The following is a 16,534-nucleotide window of genomic DNA, read 5'->3' as shown; positions in this document are numbered from 1 at the left end:
GACGCCGTCGTCCTCCAGTCGAGGAGTTCAGCGGCCTCGGAACACCGGGGCGCGCTTCTCGGCGAAGGCGCGGCGCCCCTCCAGCCGGTCCTCGCTGTCCCTGAGCAGCCCGAAGGCCTGGCGTTCCAGCGCCAGCCCGCCGGCCAGCGGCAGCTCGCGCCCGCTCATCGCGAGCCGCTTGGCCGCCGTCATCGCCAGCGGGGCATTGGCCGCCATCGTGCGCGCGAGCCGGATGGCCGTTTCCTGCAGCGCCGAAAGCGGCACCACCTTGCTGACCAGGCCGATGCGCAGCGCTTCGGCGGCGTCGATGCGCTCGCCCGTCAGCAGCATCCACATGGCATCGGACTGGCCTACCGCGCGGATCAGGCGCTGCGTGCCGCCCGCCCCCGGGATGCTGCCGACGCGCACCTCCGGCAAGCCGAACTGGGCGTTGTCCGAACAGATGCGGATGTCCGCCAGCAGGGCCAGCTCGAGTCCGCCGCCGAGGGCGTAACCATTGATCGCCGCGACCACGGGCTTGTCGGTGTGCAGCGTGCCGAAGTTGAAGTGCCGGTTGCCGCCGCGAAAGACTTCCCGCGCGACGCCGTCGCCCGACGGCATCGTCTTCTTGAGGTCCGCACCCGTGCAGAAGGCACGCTCGCCCGCGCCGGTGAGGACGAGCACGCGGACGTCCTCGTCGTTGCAGACCTGGTCCCAGATGCCGAGCAGTTGCTCGTTGGATTCCGGGTCGATGGAATTCATGGCCTCGGGCCGATTCAGGGTGACGATGGCGACGCCATCCTGGACTGTGTAGACGATGGGCATGGTTTTCTGTTCTTCAGGTCTGGGAAGGGCTGGCCGCGGCCACCGAGTCGATGGCGCCGGCTGGCATGCCCAGTGTGGCCAGCACCTCGCGGGTGTGCTCGCCGAGCGTGGGGGCGGCGCGTCGCGCACGTGGCCGCTCGCCCACCGCGCCGAGCACGCTGCGCGTCAGCGTCAACGTGCCGGCGACGCGGTGCTGCACGCTTTCCGCGAGGGACGCCTCGACGAAGGGGGCGGACTGCGCCACCTCGGCATAGTCGTTGATGGGGCCGCAGATGATGTCCACCGCAGTGAACTTCTCCAGCCAGAAGGTGCGCGGATGCGCGAGCATGCGAGCTTCCAGCTCGCGCAGCAGCGCTTGGCGGTGCTGCAGCCTGCTCTTGTTCTCTGCGAAGCGCGGATCGCAGGCGAGCTCCGGTGCACCGATGGCGGCACACAGCGCCTGCCATCGTGCAGGGTGGTAGGCCGCGACCATGATCCACCCGTCGGCGCAGCGCAGGGCCTCGTTGGGCGTCGAATACGGCGCTGCATTGCCTTGCGGTCCGGGCACGAGCCCATCCGCGAAGTAGGACGCGAAACTCACGTGCTGGAGTGCGATGGCGCTGGCGAACATGCTCGCCTCGACGTGCTGACCGAGCCCCGTGCGTTGCCGCTCCTGAAGGGCGGCCAGCACCGAGATGGCCGCCAGAGAGCCGGTGACCAGGTCGACGACCGGCACCGGTACCTTGCACGGCTCTCCATCGGGCGCCCCGGTCACGCTCATCAGGCCGCTCACGGCCTGCAGCACGCCGTCCACGCCGGGCAGATCCTTGCTGCTGCCATGCTGGCCGTATGCCGATACCGAGCAGTAGATGAGCCGCGGGTTGTCCGCGGACACCGTGGCGTGGTCGAGCCCGAAACGCGCCATCACGCCGGGACGGAAGCTCTCGACCAGCACGTCGGCCTGCGCGATCAGTTCCTGCGCGGCCTGCCGGTGCGACGGCTGCTTCAGGTCGAGCACGATGCTGCGCTTGTTGCGGTTCAGCGCCAGGAAGGCGACGCCCTCGCCGTTGACCCATGGCGAAAGGGCCCGCGAGAGATCGCCCGTGGGCGTCTCGACCTTCACCACGTCGGCGCCGAGATCGGCCAGGCACAGCGTGCAGGTCGGCCCGGCCATCACCTGCGTGAAGTCGATCACTTTCAAACCGGTCAATGCATTCGCGAGCATGCGATCCGGCCCGCTATACCGACGGGCTGCCGAGGCTGCGGCCGCCGCAGACGTACAGGAGCTGGCCGGTGACGTAGCTCGATCCGGGTTCCGCGAAGAAGCGCACCGCCCGGGCGATGTCCTGCGGCTGGCCGATCCGCTCCATCGGCACGGTCTTGTGCAGGCTCTGGCGCACTTCTTCGGTGAGCGTCGCGAACAGCGGCGTCTCCACGATGCCCGGAGCGACAGCGTTCACCGTGATGCCCTTGCGCGCATATTCGAGCGCCAGAGAGCGGGTCAGGCTCACCACGGCGCCCTTGGAGGCAGAGTAGGCCGCCTGGCCGCGGTTGCCCAGCCACGCGCGAGAGCCGATGTTGATGATGCGTCCGAACCGGTTCTGCGCCATCTGCGCCAGGACCGCCTTGGAGCAGATGAACTGCGAATTCAGGTTGATCTCGATGACGCGGCTCCAGAACGCGAGATCCATCTTGGAGACCAGCTTGTCGCCGCCGATGCCTGCGTTGTTGACCAGGATGTCGATGCGTGCGTGCGATGCCAGCAGCCGGGCGACCGCCGCTTCCACCTGGTCCACGGAGCTGACGTCGACCTTGAAGGTCGTCACGTCGGCGCCTTCGCTCGACAACGTCCGCTCGGCCTCGCCCAGCGCGGCGTCGTCGAAGTCCCACAGTGCGATGCGGCAGCCCCCCTGTGCAAGCTCGCGGGCGATGCCCAAGCCGATGCCTTTGGCGCCGCCGGTCACGATGGCGACGAGGCCCTGCAGCGAGGCGGGCGCGATGGTGTCTGTCTGGTTCATGGCGGGCCCTCAGAGCGAAAGAATGTTGATCGAGCAGGCGGCGTGGTCCACACCCCAGATACCGCCGCCCGTGACCTGCGTGAGGCCGATGCGCGCGCCCTGCACCTGGCGCGCGCCGGCACGGCCCTGCAGTTGTTCGCAGACTTCCACGACCTGTGCGACGCCGGTCGCACCCGGCGGGTGTCCCTTGGCGATCAGCCCGCCGCTGGGGTTGACCGGCACGCGGCCGCCCAGAGCGGTCGCGCCGCTTTGCAGCAGGCTGGCCGCATCGCCGCGCTTGCAAAGGCCGAGAGCCTCGTAATAGAGCAGCTCGGAAATGGTGAACGCGTCGTGCACTTCCAGCAGGCTGAGATCCTGCGGCCCGATGCCGGCCTGCTCATAGGCCAGCCTGGCGGCACGCGCGGTGATCTCTGCTTCGGTCATGTCGACAGGCGCGGTCTCGAACAGGCCCGACTGCACCACGGACGCCAGCACTCGCACGGGCTTGGCGACGCCCCTGGCAGGCTTGGTGCTGAGCACGAGGGCCGCGGCCCCGTCCACCACGGCGGGGCAGCACTGCAGCAGCGTGAGCGGCTCGGCCACGGGGCGAGACGCCAGCACCTCCTCGCGGCTCGCCAGCTTGGCGAACTTGGCGATCGGGTTCAAGGCCCCGTGTTGGCGGTTCTTGACGGAGATGTCCGCCAGCGTCTCCAGCGCGAGGCCGTGGTCGTGCATATACCGCTTGGCACGCATGGCGTACAGGGCGGGCATGATCATGCCGCGCCGGTTGTTCCAGTCCTTCTGGCTGAGCTGCAGCGGGCCGCCGCCGAGGCTGCTGAGGTGGTCCATGCCGAACACCACCACGGTGTCGTACTGGCCGACCTTGAGCGCCTGCAGCGCGAGATTCAGCGCGGTGGCTCCGCTGGAGCAGGCGTTGTCCACGTTGTAGACCGCGCCGCCGCCGACATGCAGTTCGCGCAAAGCACGCTGCCCCGGCAGCATGGCACCGAGCGCATTGCCGCAGTAGAACGCCTGCACCTCACCAAGCTTCGTGCCGGCATCGGCCAGCGCATCGAGGATGGCCGCCTGGGCCATCGCCTCTTCGGTCAGTTCGGGAAAGCGGCCGAAGTCAGTGATGCCGACGCCGGTGATCAGTGGTTGCTTCATGGTGCATCACTCCTGGAATGCATAGTCGGGCGTGCCGTCAGGCAACGCGAAGGGCACCACCCGCAGGGAGGCGCCGATGGCCGGCGGCTTGGCGCTGTACAGCAGCCGGCCGAACGCGCGCACACCGGGTTCGAAGTCGACCATGGCAAGGCCATAGGGCTGCTTGTCCTTGCCCGGGTGAACGATCGTGAAGCTGTAGAGAGAGCCGATGGGTCCGAGCGCGATGTCTTCGACTGTCTGGTCGTCGTGGGTGAATTCGATGGGCGGGAACTGGGCCGGTTGGCCGGCCACGCGGGTCGCGACGAGCACCATGCCGCCGGGGGTTTCACGGAAGGGGGATTCCGTTCGCTTGATGATCTTCAAAGGTGTCTCCTGTTCGTGTGGAGCTCGCCACAGCGAAGGAAAGTATCGAGATCCAGGTCCCCGCGGTCATTGGATTTCTGCTGGGCATTCTTTAGCGGAACTGAACGATTCGACACATGCAGTCCAGCTAAACAATGGCCAACAGAACTGAAAGGACAGCGGCCAGCGCGATCTGCATACTGAGCCGATGAATGAACAAATTCGCGTACCGGTCACCTTGATGCGCGGTGGCACCAGCAAGGCTGTTTTTCTCTCGCAGCACGACGTGCCCACCGATCCACAAGCGCGTCTCCGATTTCTTCTCGCTCTGTTCGGCAGCCCCGACGTGCGCCAGATCGACGGGCTCGGCGGCGCCGATATCCTGACGAGCAAGTGCGCCATCATCGGGCCGCCGTCGCGCCCGGATGCGGACATCGACTACACCTTCGTGCAGATCGGCATCGACCAGCCCACGGTCAGCTTCGAGATCGTCTGCGGCAACATTTCGTCGGCCACGGGGGTGTATGCGTTGCAGGAGAAGCTGGTTCCGGTGCAGGAACCCGTCACCACCGTTCGGGTGCACAACACGAACACCGGAAAGATCCTCCGAATGGCGGTGCAATGCGCCGACGGCGAGCCGCGCGTGGAGGGCGACAGCGAAGTGGATGGCGTGCCCGGCACCGGCGCAGAGGTGGCGCTGGATTACTCCGACACCAGTGGTTCCACGACCGGCAAGCTGTTGCCCACGGGGCAGGCGCGCGACTGGGTCCACGTGTCGAAGCTCGGCCGCGAAATACCGGTGTCGGTGGTCGACGTCGGCACGGCGTGCGTATTCATCCGCGCGGCGGACCTGGGCATCACCGGCACTGAACTGCCGGGCCAGCTCGGGCCCGAGATCTACGAGATGGCCGAGGAGGTGAGGCGCTGGGTCGTCGAACGCTGCAATCTTCCGTCGTCGGGGATCCTGACGCCGTACCAGATACTGATCAGCGAAGCGCAGGACTACCGGACCATTGCCGGCGACCGCGTCGTGCAGTCATCGGAGATCGATTTCGTCGCGCGCATGGTGCTCGCCGGTGGCGCCATGCACAAGGCATTCCCTGGCGGAGGCTCGGTGTGCCTCTCGGTCGCAGCGCAGATCGCGGGAACCATTCCCGCCGAAGCGCGGGGCACGCATGCCGGTCCGACGCGCATCCGCATCGGCCATCCGAGCGGGGTGCTCAAGATCTTTGCGAATGTCGAGCACGGGGGCGGAAACGACTGGACGGTGCGCGAGGTGCACTTCACTCGCACGGCCAGGCGCCTTTTCGATGGGACGGCCTATGTGCGGCGGTCGCGCCTCGAAGCGACTGGCGAGGGGACGTTGTCATGAACGCTCCGGATCTTTTCTCGCTGCGGGGCCGCACTGCCCTCGTCACTGGCGGCTCCAGAGGCATCGGACGCATGATCGCCGAGGGGTTCCTGGCGCACGGCGCGCGCGTCTACATCAGTGCGCGCAAAGCCGAGGCATGCGATCAGGCTGCGCACGAACTCGCGAAGTACGGCCACTGCGTATCGCTGCCGCACGACGTGTCCACCGTGGCCGGCTGCCAGGCGCTGGCCGACGCCTATGCCGGGCATGAAACGACGCTGGACATCCTGGTCAACAACGCCGGAGCGGCTTGGGGAGAGGCCTTCGATGCCTTTCCGGAAAGCGGCTGGGACAAGGTGGTCGATCTGAACCTGAAGACGCCCTTCTTCCTGACGAAGGCGCTGTCCGGGCCGCTGCGCGCCGCTGCCCGGACGCGCGTGGGGAAGATCATCAACATCTCCTCCACCGACGGCATCGGGCTCAACCCCCAGGAGAACTACTCCTACGTCGCGAGCAAGGCCGGCCTGATTCATCTGACTCGGCGCATGGCGTTGCGCCTGGCGCAGGACAACATCGCGGTCAGTGCCCTCGCACCTGGCGCGTTTCCATCCGAGATGAACCGCAATGCCCGCGACCATGGGCCCGCGTTGTCCGAACACATTCCCGCCAAGCGCATCGGCACGCCGGAAGACATCGCGGGTGCAGCCATCTTCCTTGCTTCACGCGCAGGCGACTACGTGATGGGTGCCACCCTCGTGGTGGATGGCGGCGTGACCCAGGCCCGCGCCTACCGGTGAAATCGTGACGCGCAGGTTCAAGTCGGCGAGAGCGCAGGCGCGGGTTCGGCCAGCGAGCGCCCCTCGCCTGCAGCGAGCAGCCGGTCGTTGATGTAGGTGGCGGGCGGCTTTCCGAAAGCCTTCTTGAACATCGTGATGAACGCGGAGGGCGATTCGTAGCCCAGGTCGTACGCGACCTGCTGCACGGTCGCGCCGCCGGACAGCTCCCGAAGTGCGACCAGCATGTGCAGTTGGCGACGCCAGCGTCCGAAGCTCAGACCGGTCAGCGCCGTGCACAGCCGGTTCAGCGTCCGCTCGCTCATTCCGAGCTTGCCGGCCCAGTCCTTCTGCGTCCGTCGGTCCGAAGGGTCGCGCATCATGGCGCGCGAAACCTTGCGCAGCCGCGCATCCTCGGGCATCGGCAGGAAGATCTCTTCCGTCGGCATGGCACAGAGCTGGTCCAGCAGCACGCGGGCCAGCCGGTCGGTCGGCCCGCCAGCCTCATAGGAAGGCGGCTGCCCCGCCAGGTACTGGATCATCTCGCCGAGCATCGGGCTGATGCGCAAGGTGCAGCAGCTCGCGGGCAGCGGTGCGGCATTGGGCGCCACGAACAGATAGAAGATCACGGCGTTCGCGGTGCTGTGGTTGCTGTGCGGCGTCCCGCCCGGAATCCACACGCCGGCCTGCGGCGGAACCATCCACATCGCGCCGGGGACGTCGCACGAGACGGCTCCGCGCAACGCCATGACCAGCTGGCCTGACCGGTGCACGTGGATCGGAATCTCTCGCTCGCGCGCCTCGACATCCACGCGGTGGGCCATCACCGGCACGGACGGTTCGTAGTCCAGGTCGAGGCTCGCGCCAGAGGATGTTCGGTCGGAGCGCTTCACGCTGGATGGCCAAAAAGAGAAATCATCTGTCCAAGTTTGCAATTCTAGTCTTGCGGGGGGCGCCATAGCATTCCCGCATGCAAATGATTCGCAACCATATCGAGGCCGGATCGACCGGATCAGACCTCGTTCCGAAAGGAACCGCGTGATCGCACCACCTCGCTTCTCCAGGCAGGAGTGGCTCTTTTCTCTCAAGAGCTTCGCTGCCTCGATGCTCGCGCTGTACCTGTCCAGCCGCTTCGGGCTCCCCCGGCCCTTCTGGGCCGTGATGACCGCGTACATCGTGGCGCATCCTCTCGCCGGGCACGTTCGCTCGAAGTCGCTCTATCGACTGGCGGGCACCTTGTTGGGATGCACGGCCTCCGTGGTGCTGGTGCCGTCGCTGTCGGCATCACCGGAGCTTCTGTCGCTGGCCCTGGCGCTGTGGGTCGGGGCCTGCCTCTACCTGTCGCTGCTGGACCGAAGCGCACGCTCGTACGCCTTCATGCTGGGAGGCTACTCCGCGGCACTGATCGGTTTTCCGTTGGTGGAAACGCCTGCGGGAATGTTCGATACGGCCATCGCCCGGGCGGAAGAGATCGCACTCGGCATCCTGTGCGCCAGCCTCGTCCACAGCCTCGTACTGCCGACCGGCCTCGGGCCTTCGCTGCTCGGACTGGTCGATCGCACGCTGGGCCATGTCCGGCGATGGCTGGACAATCTCGTTGATACAAGCGCCGACGAAGACACCGGCGAGCGGCTCTCACAGGATCGACGGCAGCTCGCGGTCGACATCAGCCAATTGCGCTTGGCTGCAACCCACGTGCCCTTCGACACGAGCAGCCTGCGATGGGCCCATGGTGCCGTAAGAAGCCTGCCTGACTGTCTCGCGGTACTGACCCCTTCGTTGTCCGCGCTGGAAGACCGGTTCGATGCGCTGCGCGAGGCGACGGGGGAAGTACCAGCCGAGGTCACGAAAGCCCTCGAACGCGATGCTGCATGGCTGGATGTCGCCGCGCCGTCGGGCACCGAGAGCGAAGTGCATGCCGATTTCCATGCGCGAGCGGCGGATCCGAGCGATTCCCCTTGGGTACGGGCCCTGAAGATCGACGTTGCCGCGCACCTCGACGAGCTGATCGCGGGATGGCGCCGCTGCAGGACGCTTCGCGACGACATCGCCGCCGGCCTGGATGGCCGCGCATCGCCGCGGCGGCAGCGAAGAATGGCCGCACGGTCGCCGATCCTTCACGTGGACAAAGGCTTGGCGCTGCGTTCGGCCTTCACCGTCGCACTCTCGACCTGCGCGGCATGCGCGGTGTGGATCATCAGCGGCTGGCGATCCGGGTCGTCGATGGCGATGGGCGCAGCAGTCTTCTGCAGCTTCTTCGCCACCATGGACGACCCCGTTCCGGGCATGCACAAGTTCCTGGTCGCGCTGCTGTGGTCGATGCCCGTGTCGGCTTTCTACGTGCTTGGCGTGATGCCGCTGGCTCAAGACTTCGGCATGCTGATGTTGTGCACTGCACCTTTGCTGCTGCTGGTCGGTGGCTACCTCGCTCGCCCGGCCAGCAGCCTCGCGGCACTGGGCATGTTCTTCGGCGTGGCGGGCACGTTGGCGCTCCAGGACATCGCGAGCGCCGACTGGACCAGCTTCCTCGAAGGCAATCTGGCCCTCTTCGCCGGTGGAGTGATCGCCGCGCGCACCACCGCCGTCGTGCGCAGCGTGAGCAGCGAATGGAGCGCACAGCGCATCCGCCGCAGCGGCTGGCGTGACCTGGCCGACATGGCGTCACACCCCCAACGCGCATCCGAACGCGATGCCTTCAGCGGCCGCATCCTCGACCGCATGGCCCTCCTGGTTCCACGTACCGCTGGAGATCCCGGGCCGCAGGAAGGAACTGCGGCGCGGCTTGCGCTGCGCGAGCTTCGCATCGGGGCCAGCATCTGCGTCCTTCAGCAACAACGGCACCGACTGCCCGAAGCGCCCTCGGCCCGGCTGATGGCCGAGCTCGCTCGCGCGTTCCGCGCCCAGGCCGCCGGTGCACCGGCGCAAGTCGGGGCACTGCTGCCGCAGATCGACCGGCTGTTGTTGCATTCCCTCGCAAATGCCAACTGCGCGCCCGCAATCTCTGGCCTGGTGGGCTTGCGCAGAGACCTTTTTCCTTCGGCCTCCACCGACCTGCAACCATGATCGAAACAAGCTTCTTCGGCGTCTACGTCCCAGGCCTGCTCCTGCTGGCAGGCGGTGCGATGGCTTTGGCCTGGTGGCTTCGCCGCCTGCTGTCGCTGATCGGCGCCTATCGGTGGATATGGCATCCCGCCCTGTTCGATCTGGGCCTCTACATCGTGGTGCTCCATGCGTTGGTCCGACTCACCGGGGCCATCTCCATCTGACCGATCACTTGTCCTGCTGCACGACCATGAAATCCAAACTATCCCTTCTCGCCGCCTGGACCTCGCGCCCGATCCCTGCCCCCCTTCGCCTGTTATCGACGGCGCTGGTCACTGCAGCAGCTTGTTGGGCCGCGCTTCAGCTCTGGGATCATTACGAACTGGCCCCATGGACGCGCAATGGTCGGGTAAGGGCCGACATCGTCCAGGTGGCGCCCGATGTCTCCGGCATGGTGGCCGCCGTGGCGGTGCGTGACAACCAGCCGGTCACGGCGGGTGAGCTTCTCTTCTCGATCGACGAAGCTCGCTTCATGCTGGCCCTGCAGCAGGCCGAGGCCGCCGCGGCTGCGCAGCGGATCGTCATCGACAACCAGCGGATCGCGCTGGGTCAGGCGCAGCGCGAGAGCCGCCGCAACGACGAACTGCAGGGACTGGTCGCCCAGGAAGTGCGCGAACAGGCCCGTTCGCGCTTCGAGCAGGCCCGGGGCTCGCTGCTGGCGGCCGAAGCGGCACTGCGCCAGGCAGAGGTCGCGGTCGACACGGCACGCCTGAACCTTCAGCGCACGCAGATACGGGCACCCGCTTCGGGACGCGTCACCAACCTCGACCTGCGCCAGGGTGCCTATGCGATGGCCGGCCATCCTGCCTTGGCGCTCGTTGCCACCGGTTCGATTTACGTCGAGGGCTATTTCGAGGAGAACAAGCTGGCGCGAATCCAGTTGGGCGACCGTGTGCGCGTGACCCCCATGGACGCGCCAGCGCTCGAAGGCAAGGTCGACAGCATGGCCGCGGGCATCGTCGACCGCGACCGCAGCACCGGTGCGAACCTGCTGCCCAGCGTGAACCCGACGTTCAACTGGGTGCGGCTCGCGCAACGCGTCCCCGTGCGGGTGAAGCTGGACCCGCTACCGGCCGACGCTCGCCTGGTCGTCGGCCAGACGGTCTCGGTGGAGGTGCTGGGTCCTCAGGGAGGGCCCACCGCGGCCGCAGCTCGCGTCCAGGAGCGGCGGACATGAAGCTCGCTCGCGCCTTTGTCCTGGCAACCGCTGCCGCACAGGCTCTGCTGGCCGGCTGCGTCCACGGACCTGTCGGGCCCGACTACACAGCACCGGCTGCGCTCACCGCAGCGCAGGCCGCTTCGAGCGGGCCGTTTCTCTCCAGCGGCGGCGCCACGTCGGAAGCAAGCGTGCCACCGCGCTGGTGGCACCTTTTCGAAGATCCGCAACTCGACGGCCTGATCGCCCAGGCCTTCGAGCACAACACCGACCTGCGGCAGGCACTGGCCACCCTCGAGCGCGCAACCGCGGTGGAAGCCGAGGTCCATGGGACCGAAAAGCCAGCCATCACGCTGAATGTCGGCCCGAGCTTCGGTCACGTTTCGGGCTTGTCGCTGCTGCAGCGCGACCAGGCGCCGCCGGGCCGGCTCGGCTACAGCATGGGAGCCGCCGTGTCCTACCAGGTGGACCTCTTCGGCCAACTGCGCCGTGCCCTCGAGGCCGCCGAAGCGGATACCGGCGCCACGCGCGCCGCGGTGGACCTTGTGCGCGTGACCGTTGCTGGCGGCACCGCGCAGGCCTACGCCGCGGCGTGCTCCAGCGGCCTGCAGCTGCGCGTGGCGCGCGAATCGGTGCGCCTGCAGGAAGAAGCGCTCGAGCTTGCGCAACGGCTACAGCGTGCGGGCCGGGCTGGGGCGATCGACGCTGTGCGTGCGCGCGCACAGCTCGAAATCCTGCGTGCCGCGATCCCCCCGCTGGAGGCTGTGCGGCAGCAATCCCTGTACCGGCTCGCCACGTTGACCGGCACCGTGCCCCGGGACTTTCCTGGCGCCGTAGGCCGTTGCGAGCAGCCTCCACGCGTCGCTGGACTGCTGCCGGTCGGCGACGGCGCGGCGCTGCTCGCCCGGCGGCCCGATGTGCGGCAGGCTGAACGAAGCCTGGCATCAGCGACTGCGCGCATCGGTGTCGCAACCGGCGACCTTTATCCCAAGGTGACGCTGGGCCTTTCATCGGGCTCTGCCGGCTTTCTCGACCGCTTCGCCAACCGCGAGACCTTCAGCTACAGCCTGGGTCCGCTGCTCAGCTGGACCCTGCCCGAAACAGGTATCGCTCGCGCACGCATCGCTCAGAGCGAAGCGGCGACCCGAGTGGCGGCTGCGCACTTCGAAGGCACTGTGCTCGGCGCTTTGCGAGAAGCTGAAACCGCGTTGAACGCCTATGCCCGCGAACTCGAGCGCCATGCGGCTCTCGCCGCCGCGCGCGATCAGAGCCTGACTGCGGTCGATCAAGTGCGTGCGCTGCAGATCAATGGAAAGCTGGGGCAGCTCGATGCCCTGGACGCCGAGCGAACGCTGGCTTCCAGCAAGGCGGCCCTGGCCGCCTCAGAAGCCCGGTTGGCAGAGCGCCAGATCGCCGTATTCATGGCCCTGGGTGGCGGCTGGGAGGCCAGCCCGACGGCGCCGCCCCAATGACACGGACAGCGAGCGACAGGGCGGAAGATGGATGGCTTCGAGCATCTCAGGACCTTCGCGGAAGTTGCCTTCCAGGGCAGCTTCTCGCGCGCAGCGGGCAGGCTCGGCATCTCGAAGGCCAGCGTGAGCAAGCACATCGCCACGCTGGAGTCCCGCTTCAATGTGCGTCTGCTCAACCGCTCGACCCGCTCGGTGTCGCTGACCGATGCAGGCCGCCTGCTGCAAGCGCGCTGTGCATCCCTGATGGAGATGATCGAACAGACCACGAGCGAACTGCAGGCACGCGGCTCGCACCCCAGCGGCCGCCTGCTGATCACGGCGCCGCACGGAATGGTCCAGACCGCATTCCCGCGCCTGCTCGGCGACTTCCTCACCTGCTATCCCGACGTGCAGCTCGACCTGAAGCTGAGCAACCGCATGATCGATCTGGTCGACGAGGGGGTCGATATCGCCTTGCGGTTCGGACGCATCGGCGACGAGAACCTGATCGTGCGCCGCCTGCGGCGAATGGGACTGACCCTTTGCGCAACGCCGCGCTACTGGGCTCGGCGCGGCATTCCTTCGCAGCCCGACGACATGCGAAAGCATGACGTGCTCGCCTACTCGGTCATGCCGGGACCGCCACAAATCGCATTCGAAGTGGATGGCCAACCCTACAACGTTTCCATTCACGGACGCATGGACGCCAACGACGCGAGTGCGCTCATCGGCGCGGCGTTGGCCGACATTGGCGCAGTATGCGTCCCCGACCTGCTCGCGCAACCCTACGTGGAAAGTGCGCAGCTGGTCCCGGTTCTCCAAAACTTCATGCCCAGCGATATATGGCTCTACGCAGCCTACACGCAGCGCCGCCAAAACAGCGCCGCGCTACGTGCAATGCTCGCGATGCTGGAAGTTCGAATGCGGGACAGCCCGACGCCCCTCGCTGTCTCGAGAGATGCTGCACCTGCACCTCTTTGAGGGCGAACCAAGGCCTCTTCGGTTCGACCTGCCGCGGCGGCACGCTCAAAGACCAGGAGATCCTGAGTCGGGTTTCATCATCGGCTTGGGCACCATAGGCCGGCAGAAGCGCAAAGCGGGAGACTTTGGGGTCGGCCGCGTTGATCTTCGTGGCGTCCTGACCCAGCGGGACTGCGGCGGCGGAATTCCGGGACCCGGTTATGCAGCCCTGTGGGCATCGGCATGAAGAAGGACGAGCTCGTGCCGCTGTCCAAGTGAACGCGACCCGCTGCGCTGGAGAAGGCGGGCGAGCTTGACCGCCTCTGGGCCAAATGGCTGGGCCCGAGCACCGAATATAAGATGGTCCGCGAAGAGAAGGTCACGCCACTGACCGAGTCAAGTTCGAGATGCTGCCCTGAGCCCCGGGGCTGGCCGGCCCTTCGCACGGTGGGATCTGCCGCGCCACCGAGCTGCGCCGGCGCCCGGCGGACAACGAGCGCATCAGCGCCGGATTCCGCAAAGTGTGCGCTCGGAACGCGCGCACGCTTCGCAAGAGCAGCAGTGCTTGAAGCCTGGCGCGTCCGCCAGCACTGTCATGCGGCGGCGGTGGGCCATGCAGACACGCTTGGATCCGGACCGCTGGCAGTGCTATTGCACAGTTGGTCTGTCTATTCCTGGCCTTGCGGAAATGTCTTGCCCACTCACTCCAACGGCACCGTCGGTGCGCGCATGACGCTCAAGCAGTATCTCGCGGCGTGGCAGGTGGTGGTGCGCCCCGATGGGCGCGAGCACCTGCTCGAGCAATTCCTGGACGGCAAGCGTTGGCGGCGCAACGTGACGCTGGGACCCTCGCACTTCATGCGCCTGCTGGCGCCGCTGCCGGCACCGACCTGATCGCCACGGTGCCTCAGGACATCGCCGCCGTCGTGGGCTGCCGCCTTCCGCTGCGCGAGATCGCACTGCTACCCGCGGCGAAAACCGGTCGAGGCCTGACTCTTCATATTTTTTGCTAAACCTCAGGAGTGCGTTGTCGGTGCAGGGCAACTCCGAAGTTCAAGGCGCTCGGATGGCCGCAGTCCTCGATGCAACGCGAAGCCACCGCGCGCAGCACGCACCACGGTTTGCCCGAACGTCGGTCTCCGCCAGGCGACTACAGGCGGTCGACCGGGATCTTCAGGTAGACGACGCCATTGGCCTCCGCGCCTGGAAAGCTTCCGGCGCGGACATTGACCTGGACCGCAGGAAGCATCAGCGCCGGCATCGCCAGCGTGGCGTCGCGCGCATGGCGCAGCGCCACGAATTCGTCCTCGCCGATACCGTCGCGCACATGGATGTTGCCCTCCCTCTGCGCAGCCACGGTGGTACAGCACACCGGCTCGCGCGAAGCGGGCGGCGGGTAGTCGTGGCAGAGGTAGAGACGCGTGTCGCCTGGCATCGCGAGCAGCCGCCGGATGGAGCGATAGAGCTGGCGCGCATCGCCGCCGGGAAAGTCGCAGCGCGCGGTGCCTACGTCGGGCATGAACAGCGTGTCCCCGACGAACACCGCCGAAGGTCCGCCCGCCGGGTCTTCGACGAGATAGGCCACGTCGGCTGGCGTATGGCCGCCGACGTGCAGGGCCCTCGCCTGCAGCAGACCGATGCGGAATGCCTCGCCGTCGGCGAACAGATGCTGGAACTGCGAGCCGTCCACGGCCAGGTCCTCGGCGTTGAAGACGCCCCGGAACACGCGCTGCACCGCCGTGATACCGCTGCCTACGGCCAGCATGCCGCCGAAGCGCTCGCGCAGGTACGGCGCGCCCGACAGGTGATCGGCATGCGCGTGCGTCTCCAGCAGCCACTGCACCGTCAGCCCGCGCCGGTCGATCGCCTCGGCCACTGCTTCCACCGGGGCGGCGTCGGTCCGGCCCGAGTTCGCGCGGTAGCCCATCACCGGGTCGATGACGGCACAGGAGCCCGCGCCGTCATCCACCAGATAGGAAAAGGTCGAGGTGGCGGGGTCGAAGAAGTGCTGGATCACCAGCTTGGCTAGGTTCATATAATGAAAGCAATTTCATTGAACGAAATAAATTATATGACCCGCGATCCGGAATCGGTCCTGGCAGCCCACCTCGTGGCCATGCAGGACCGCCCCCTTGCCCAAGCCACGCGAGACCGCCTGGCACAGGCCATGCTCGACTGGTTCACCGCCGGCTGGTCCGCGATCGGCATGGCCGGCGCCACCGCGCTGCGGCAGCTTGCCGCGGCCAGCATGCCGGGGCAAGGCACGGCCCCGGTCTTCGGCGGGGCCTCGATGCAGCCGCTGGCCGCTGGCTTTGCCAATGCCGGCATCGCCCACCTGCGCGAGATCGACGACGCGCACCGGGCCGCGATGCTGCACCCGGGCGTGGTCGCGATCTCGCCGGTGATGGCGCTGGCCGCGGTGCAGGCGATGCCGATGCGGCGCGTGGCCGACGCGATCATTGCCGGCTACGAAGTGGCGCTGCGCGTGGGCGAAGCGCTGGGCACCCGCCACGCCGCCGGCTTCCACGCCACCGCCACCGCCGGCTGCGTGGGCGCGGCGGCAGCGAGCGCGGTTGCGCTGGGCTTGCCGCAGGCGCAACTGCATCACGCGATGGGGATCGCGGCAACGCAGTCCGCCGGCCTGTGGCAGCTGGTGGACGACGAAGCGCACGAATCCAAATCGCTGCACCCGGCCTTCGCAGTGCGCAACGGCATGACGGCCGCGTGGGCCGCGCAGGCGGGCTTTCCTGGGGCGCGCGCCTTCGTCACCGGCCGGCGCGGCCTCTACGCGCTGCTCGCCGGCGACGGCCCGCTGGCCGCGCTCGACGGCGAGCTCGACGCCCCCGAGCGGCTGAACAGCGCCACCATCAAGGCCTGGCCCTGCTGCGCACAGCTGTTCACGCCGCTGGACGCCACGCGCGAGATCATGGACAGGCACCGCCCCGCGCCGCAGGAGATCGAATCGGTGGACGTGGTCATCTTCCCGCACGCGCTGAAGATCGCGGGCGTGCACTGGCCGTCCAAGGCGGCGGAGACGCCCTTCAGCCTGCGCTACGTGGTCGCCACGCTCCTGTCGAAGGGACGGCTCGGCATCGAGGACATGGAAGCCCCCGACCTGCACTCGCCCGCCCTGCTCGCGCTGGCCGAGCGAGTGCGCGTGTCCACGCACGACGGCTTCCAGCAGGCCTTTCCGCAGAAGCGCCCCGCGCGCGTGACCATCATGATGAAGGACGGGCGCAGCTTCGAAGCATTGCGCGAACTGCGCCGGGGCGACCCCGAAGACCCCTTCGACTGGCCTCAGCTGCAGGCACGCATGCGCGCGTTCGCACCGGCCATGACCGATGCGCAGGCCGACAGCCTCTCCCGCTGGTGCGCCGCATTCGCCGACGCAACACGGGACGACGACCCCTGCCTGCCGTCGCCCGAACTCTTCGGCCGCTGACCGCGCCCCA

Annotated in this window: 16 protein-coding genes; 9 read left to right on the top strand and 7 right to left on the bottom strand. The window is 67.6% G+C overall.

The features are described from left to right. Nucleotides 1–27: 27 nt before the first annotated feature. The 5 genes from ABL838_RS34020 to ABL838_RS34000 are packed head-to-tail and all read right to left on the bottom strand — an operon-like array spanning nucleotide 28 to nucleotide 4,310. Nucleotides 28–804 (bottom strand): enoyl-CoA hydratase/isomerase family protein, encoded by a 777-nt coding sequence (locus ABL838_RS34020; protein ID WP_369662768.1) that lies wholly within the window; start codon nucleotides 802–804, stop codon nucleotides 28–30. Between the two features lie 13 nt (nucleotides 805–817). Beyond that, nucleotides 818–2,008: a CaiB/BaiF CoA transferase family protein gene (locus tag ABL838_RS34015; RefSeq protein WP_418126143.1), complete on the bottom strand. Its 1,191-nt coding sequence runs from the start codon at nucleotides 2,006–2,008 to the stop codon at nucleotides 818–820. Between the two features lie 13 nt (nucleotides 2,009–2,021). After that, nucleotides 2,022–2,801: an SDR family NAD(P)-dependent oxidoreductase gene (locus tag ABL838_RS34010; RefSeq protein WP_418126142.1), complete on the bottom strand. Its 780-nt coding sequence runs from the start codon at nucleotides 2,799–2,801 to the stop codon at nucleotides 2,022–2,024. Nucleotides 2,802–2,810: 9 nt separating this feature from the next. Continuing rightward, nucleotides 2,811–3,947 carry a thiolase family protein gene (locus ABL838_RS34005; RefSeq protein ID WP_418120729.1) on the bottom strand — a complete coding sequence of 379 codons (1,137 nt, stop codon included), beginning with the start codon at nucleotides 3,945–3,947 and terminating at the stop codon, nucleotides 2,811–2,813. Between the two features lie 6 nt (nucleotides 3,948–3,953). Continuing rightward, nucleotides 3,954–4,310, bottom strand: a complete 357-nt coding sequence (locus ABL838_RS34000; RefSeq protein ID WP_418126141.1) for a Zn-ribbon domain-containing OB-fold protein — start codon at nucleotides 4,308–4,310, stop codon at nucleotides 3,954–3,956. A gap of 187 nt (nucleotides 4,311–4,497) precedes the next feature. Between ABL838_RS34000 and ABL838_RS33995 the strand changes: the two genes are divergently transcribed. Further along, entirely contained in the window at nucleotides 4,498–5,661 is a 1,164-nt protein-coding gene (locus ABL838_RS33995; protein WP_184642433.1) for a 2-methylaconitate cis-trans isomerase PrpF family protein, read from the top strand. Continuing rightward, nucleotides 5,658–6,437: an SDR family oxidoreductase gene (locus tag ABL838_RS33990; protein ID WP_369662764.1), complete on the top strand. Its 780-nt coding sequence runs from the start codon at nucleotides 5,658–5,660 to the stop codon at nucleotides 6,435–6,437. Before ABL838_RS33995 ends, ABL838_RS33990 begins: the two co-directional genes overlap by 4 nt. Before the next feature lie 17 nt (nucleotides 6,438–6,454). On the opposite strand, the gene ABL838_RS33985 is transcribed toward ABL838_RS33990, so the two are convergent. Next, nucleotides 6,455–7,237 carry an AraC family transcriptional regulator gene (locus tag ABL838_RS33985; RefSeq protein ID WP_260319639.1) on the bottom strand — a complete coding sequence of 261 codons (783 nt, stop codon included), beginning with the start codon at nucleotides 7,235–7,237 and terminating at the stop codon, nucleotides 6,455–6,457. A gap of 214 nt (nucleotides 7,238–7,451) precedes the next feature. Here ABL838_RS33985 and ABL838_RS33980 point away from each other — a divergent pair, with 214 nt between their 5' ends. From ABL838_RS33980 to ABL838_RS33955, 6 genes are all read left to right on the top strand, one after another. After that, on the top strand, nucleotides 7,452–9,476 hold the full coding sequence (locus ABL838_RS33980; RefSeq protein ID WP_418126140.1) for an FUSC family protein: 2,025 nt from the start codon (nucleotides 7,452–7,454) through the stop codon (nucleotides 9,474–9,476). Next, nucleotides 9,473–9,679, top strand: coding sequence for a DUF1656 domain-containing protein (locus ABL838_RS33975; RefSeq protein ID WP_184642437.1), 207 nt, complete (start codon nucleotides 9,473–9,475; stop codon nucleotides 9,677–9,679). Before ABL838_RS33980 ends, ABL838_RS33975 begins: the two co-directional genes overlap by 4 nt. A gap of 26 nt (nucleotides 9,680–9,705) precedes the next feature. Next, nucleotides 9,706–10,692 (top strand): biotin/lipoyl-binding protein, encoded by a 987-nt coding sequence (locus tag ABL838_RS33970; RefSeq protein ID WP_418126139.1) that lies wholly within the window; start codon nucleotides 9,706–9,708, stop codon nucleotides 10,690–10,692. Continuing rightward, nucleotides 10,689–12,143 carry an efflux transporter outer membrane subunit gene (locus ABL838_RS33965; RefSeq protein ID WP_418126138.1) on the top strand — a complete coding sequence of 485 codons (1,455 nt, stop codon included), beginning with the start codon at nucleotides 10,689–10,691 and terminating at the stop codon, nucleotides 12,141–12,143. The genes ABL838_RS33970 and ABL838_RS33965 overlap by 4 nt, the downstream gene beginning before the upstream one ends. Before the next feature lie 27 nt (nucleotides 12,144–12,170). Beyond that, nucleotides 12,171–13,103 (top strand): LysR family transcriptional regulator, encoded by a 933-nt coding sequence (locus ABL838_RS33960; protein WP_184642440.1) that lies wholly within the window; start codon nucleotides 12,171–12,173, stop codon nucleotides 13,101–13,103. 672 nt (nucleotides 13,104–13,775) lie between these two features. Next, nucleotides 13,776–13,976, top strand: a complete 201-nt coding sequence (locus ABL838_RS33955; protein ID WP_418126137.1) for a hypothetical protein — start codon at nucleotides 13,776–13,778, stop codon at nucleotides 13,974–13,976. A 256-nt stretch (nucleotides 13,977–14,232) separates the two neighbouring features. On the opposite strand, the gene ABL838_RS33950 is transcribed toward ABL838_RS33955, so the two are convergent. Further along, nucleotides 14,233–15,117: an MBL fold metallo-hydrolase gene (locus tag ABL838_RS33950; protein WP_418126136.1), complete on the bottom strand. Its 885-nt coding sequence runs from the start codon at nucleotides 15,115–15,117 to the stop codon at nucleotides 14,233–14,235. 36 nt (nucleotides 15,118–15,153) lie between these two features. Here ABL838_RS33950 and ABL838_RS33945 point away from each other — a divergent pair, with 36 nt between their 5' ends. Further along, a complete protein-coding gene (locus ABL838_RS33945) occupies nucleotides 15,154–16,524 on the top strand; it encodes an MmgE/PrpD family protein (protein ID WP_418126135.1) in 1,371 nt (456 codons plus the stop codon). The last annotated feature ends 10 nt before the right edge of the window (nucleotides 16,525–16,534 follow it).

Source organism: Variovorax sp. 160MFSha2.1 (genome assembly GCF_048305075.1).
GTDB classification, from domain to species: domain Bacteria; phylum Pseudomonadota; class Gammaproteobacteria; order Burkholderiales; family Burkholderiaceae_C; genus Variovorax; species Variovorax guangxiensis.
Note: the sequence above shows the minus strand (reverse complement) of the source record. Positions and strands in the feature narration are given on the sequence as shown.

Excerpts from the sequence above, each read along its gene's own strand:
- ABL838_RS34005 (WP_418120729.1), bottom strand. The coding sequence starts at position 3,947 with ATGAAGCAACCACTGATCACCGGCGTCGGCATCACTGACTTCGGCCGC.
- ABL838_RS33970 (WP_418126139.1), top strand. The coding sequence starts at position 9,706 with ATGAAATCCAAACTATCCCTTCTCGCCGCCTGGACCTCGCGCCCGATC.
- ABL838_RS33945 (WP_418126135.1), top strand. The coding sequence starts at position 15,154 with ATGACCCGCGATCCGGAATCGGTCCTGGCAGCCCACCTCGTGGCCATG.
- ABL838_RS33985 (WP_260319639.1), bottom strand. The coding sequence starts at position 7,237 with ATGGCCCACCGCGTGGATGTCGAGGCGCGCGAGCGAGAGATTCCGATC.
- ABL838_RS33975 (WP_184642437.1), top strand. The coding sequence starts at position 9,473 with ATGATCGAAACAAGCTTCTTCGGCGTCTACGTCCCAGGCCTGCTCCTG.
- ABL838_RS33950 (WP_418126136.1), bottom strand. The coding sequence starts at position 15,117 with ATGAACCTAGCCAAGCTGGTGATCCAGCACTTCTTCGACCCCGCCACC.
- ABL838_RS33990 (WP_369662764.1), top strand. The coding sequence starts at position 5,658 with ATGAACGCTCCGGATCTTTTCTCGCTGCGGGGCCGCACTGCCCTCGTC.
- ABL838_RS33995 (WP_184642433.1), top strand. The coding sequence starts at position 4,498 with ATGAATGAACAAATTCGCGTACCGGTCACCTTGATGCGCGGTGGCACC.
- ABL838_RS33965 (WP_418126138.1), top strand. The coding sequence starts at position 10,689 with ATGAAGCTCGCTCGCGCCTTTGTCCTGGCAACCGCTGCCGCACAGGCT.
- ABL838_RS33960 (WP_184642440.1), top strand. The coding sequence starts at position 12,171 with ATGGATGGCTTCGAGCATCTCAGGACCTTCGCGGAAGTTGCCTTCCAG.
- ABL838_RS34010 (WP_418126142.1), bottom strand. The coding sequence starts at position 2,801 with ATGAACCAGACAGACACCATCGCGCCCGCCTCGCTGCAGGGCCTCGTC.
- ABL838_RS34015 (WP_418126143.1), bottom strand. The coding sequence starts at position 2,008 with ATGCTCGCGAATGCATTGACCGGTTTGAAAGTGATCGACTTCACGCAG.
- ABL838_RS34020 (WP_369662768.1), bottom strand. The coding sequence starts at position 804 with ATGCCCATCGTCTACACAGTCCAGGATGGCGTCGCCATCGTCACCCTG.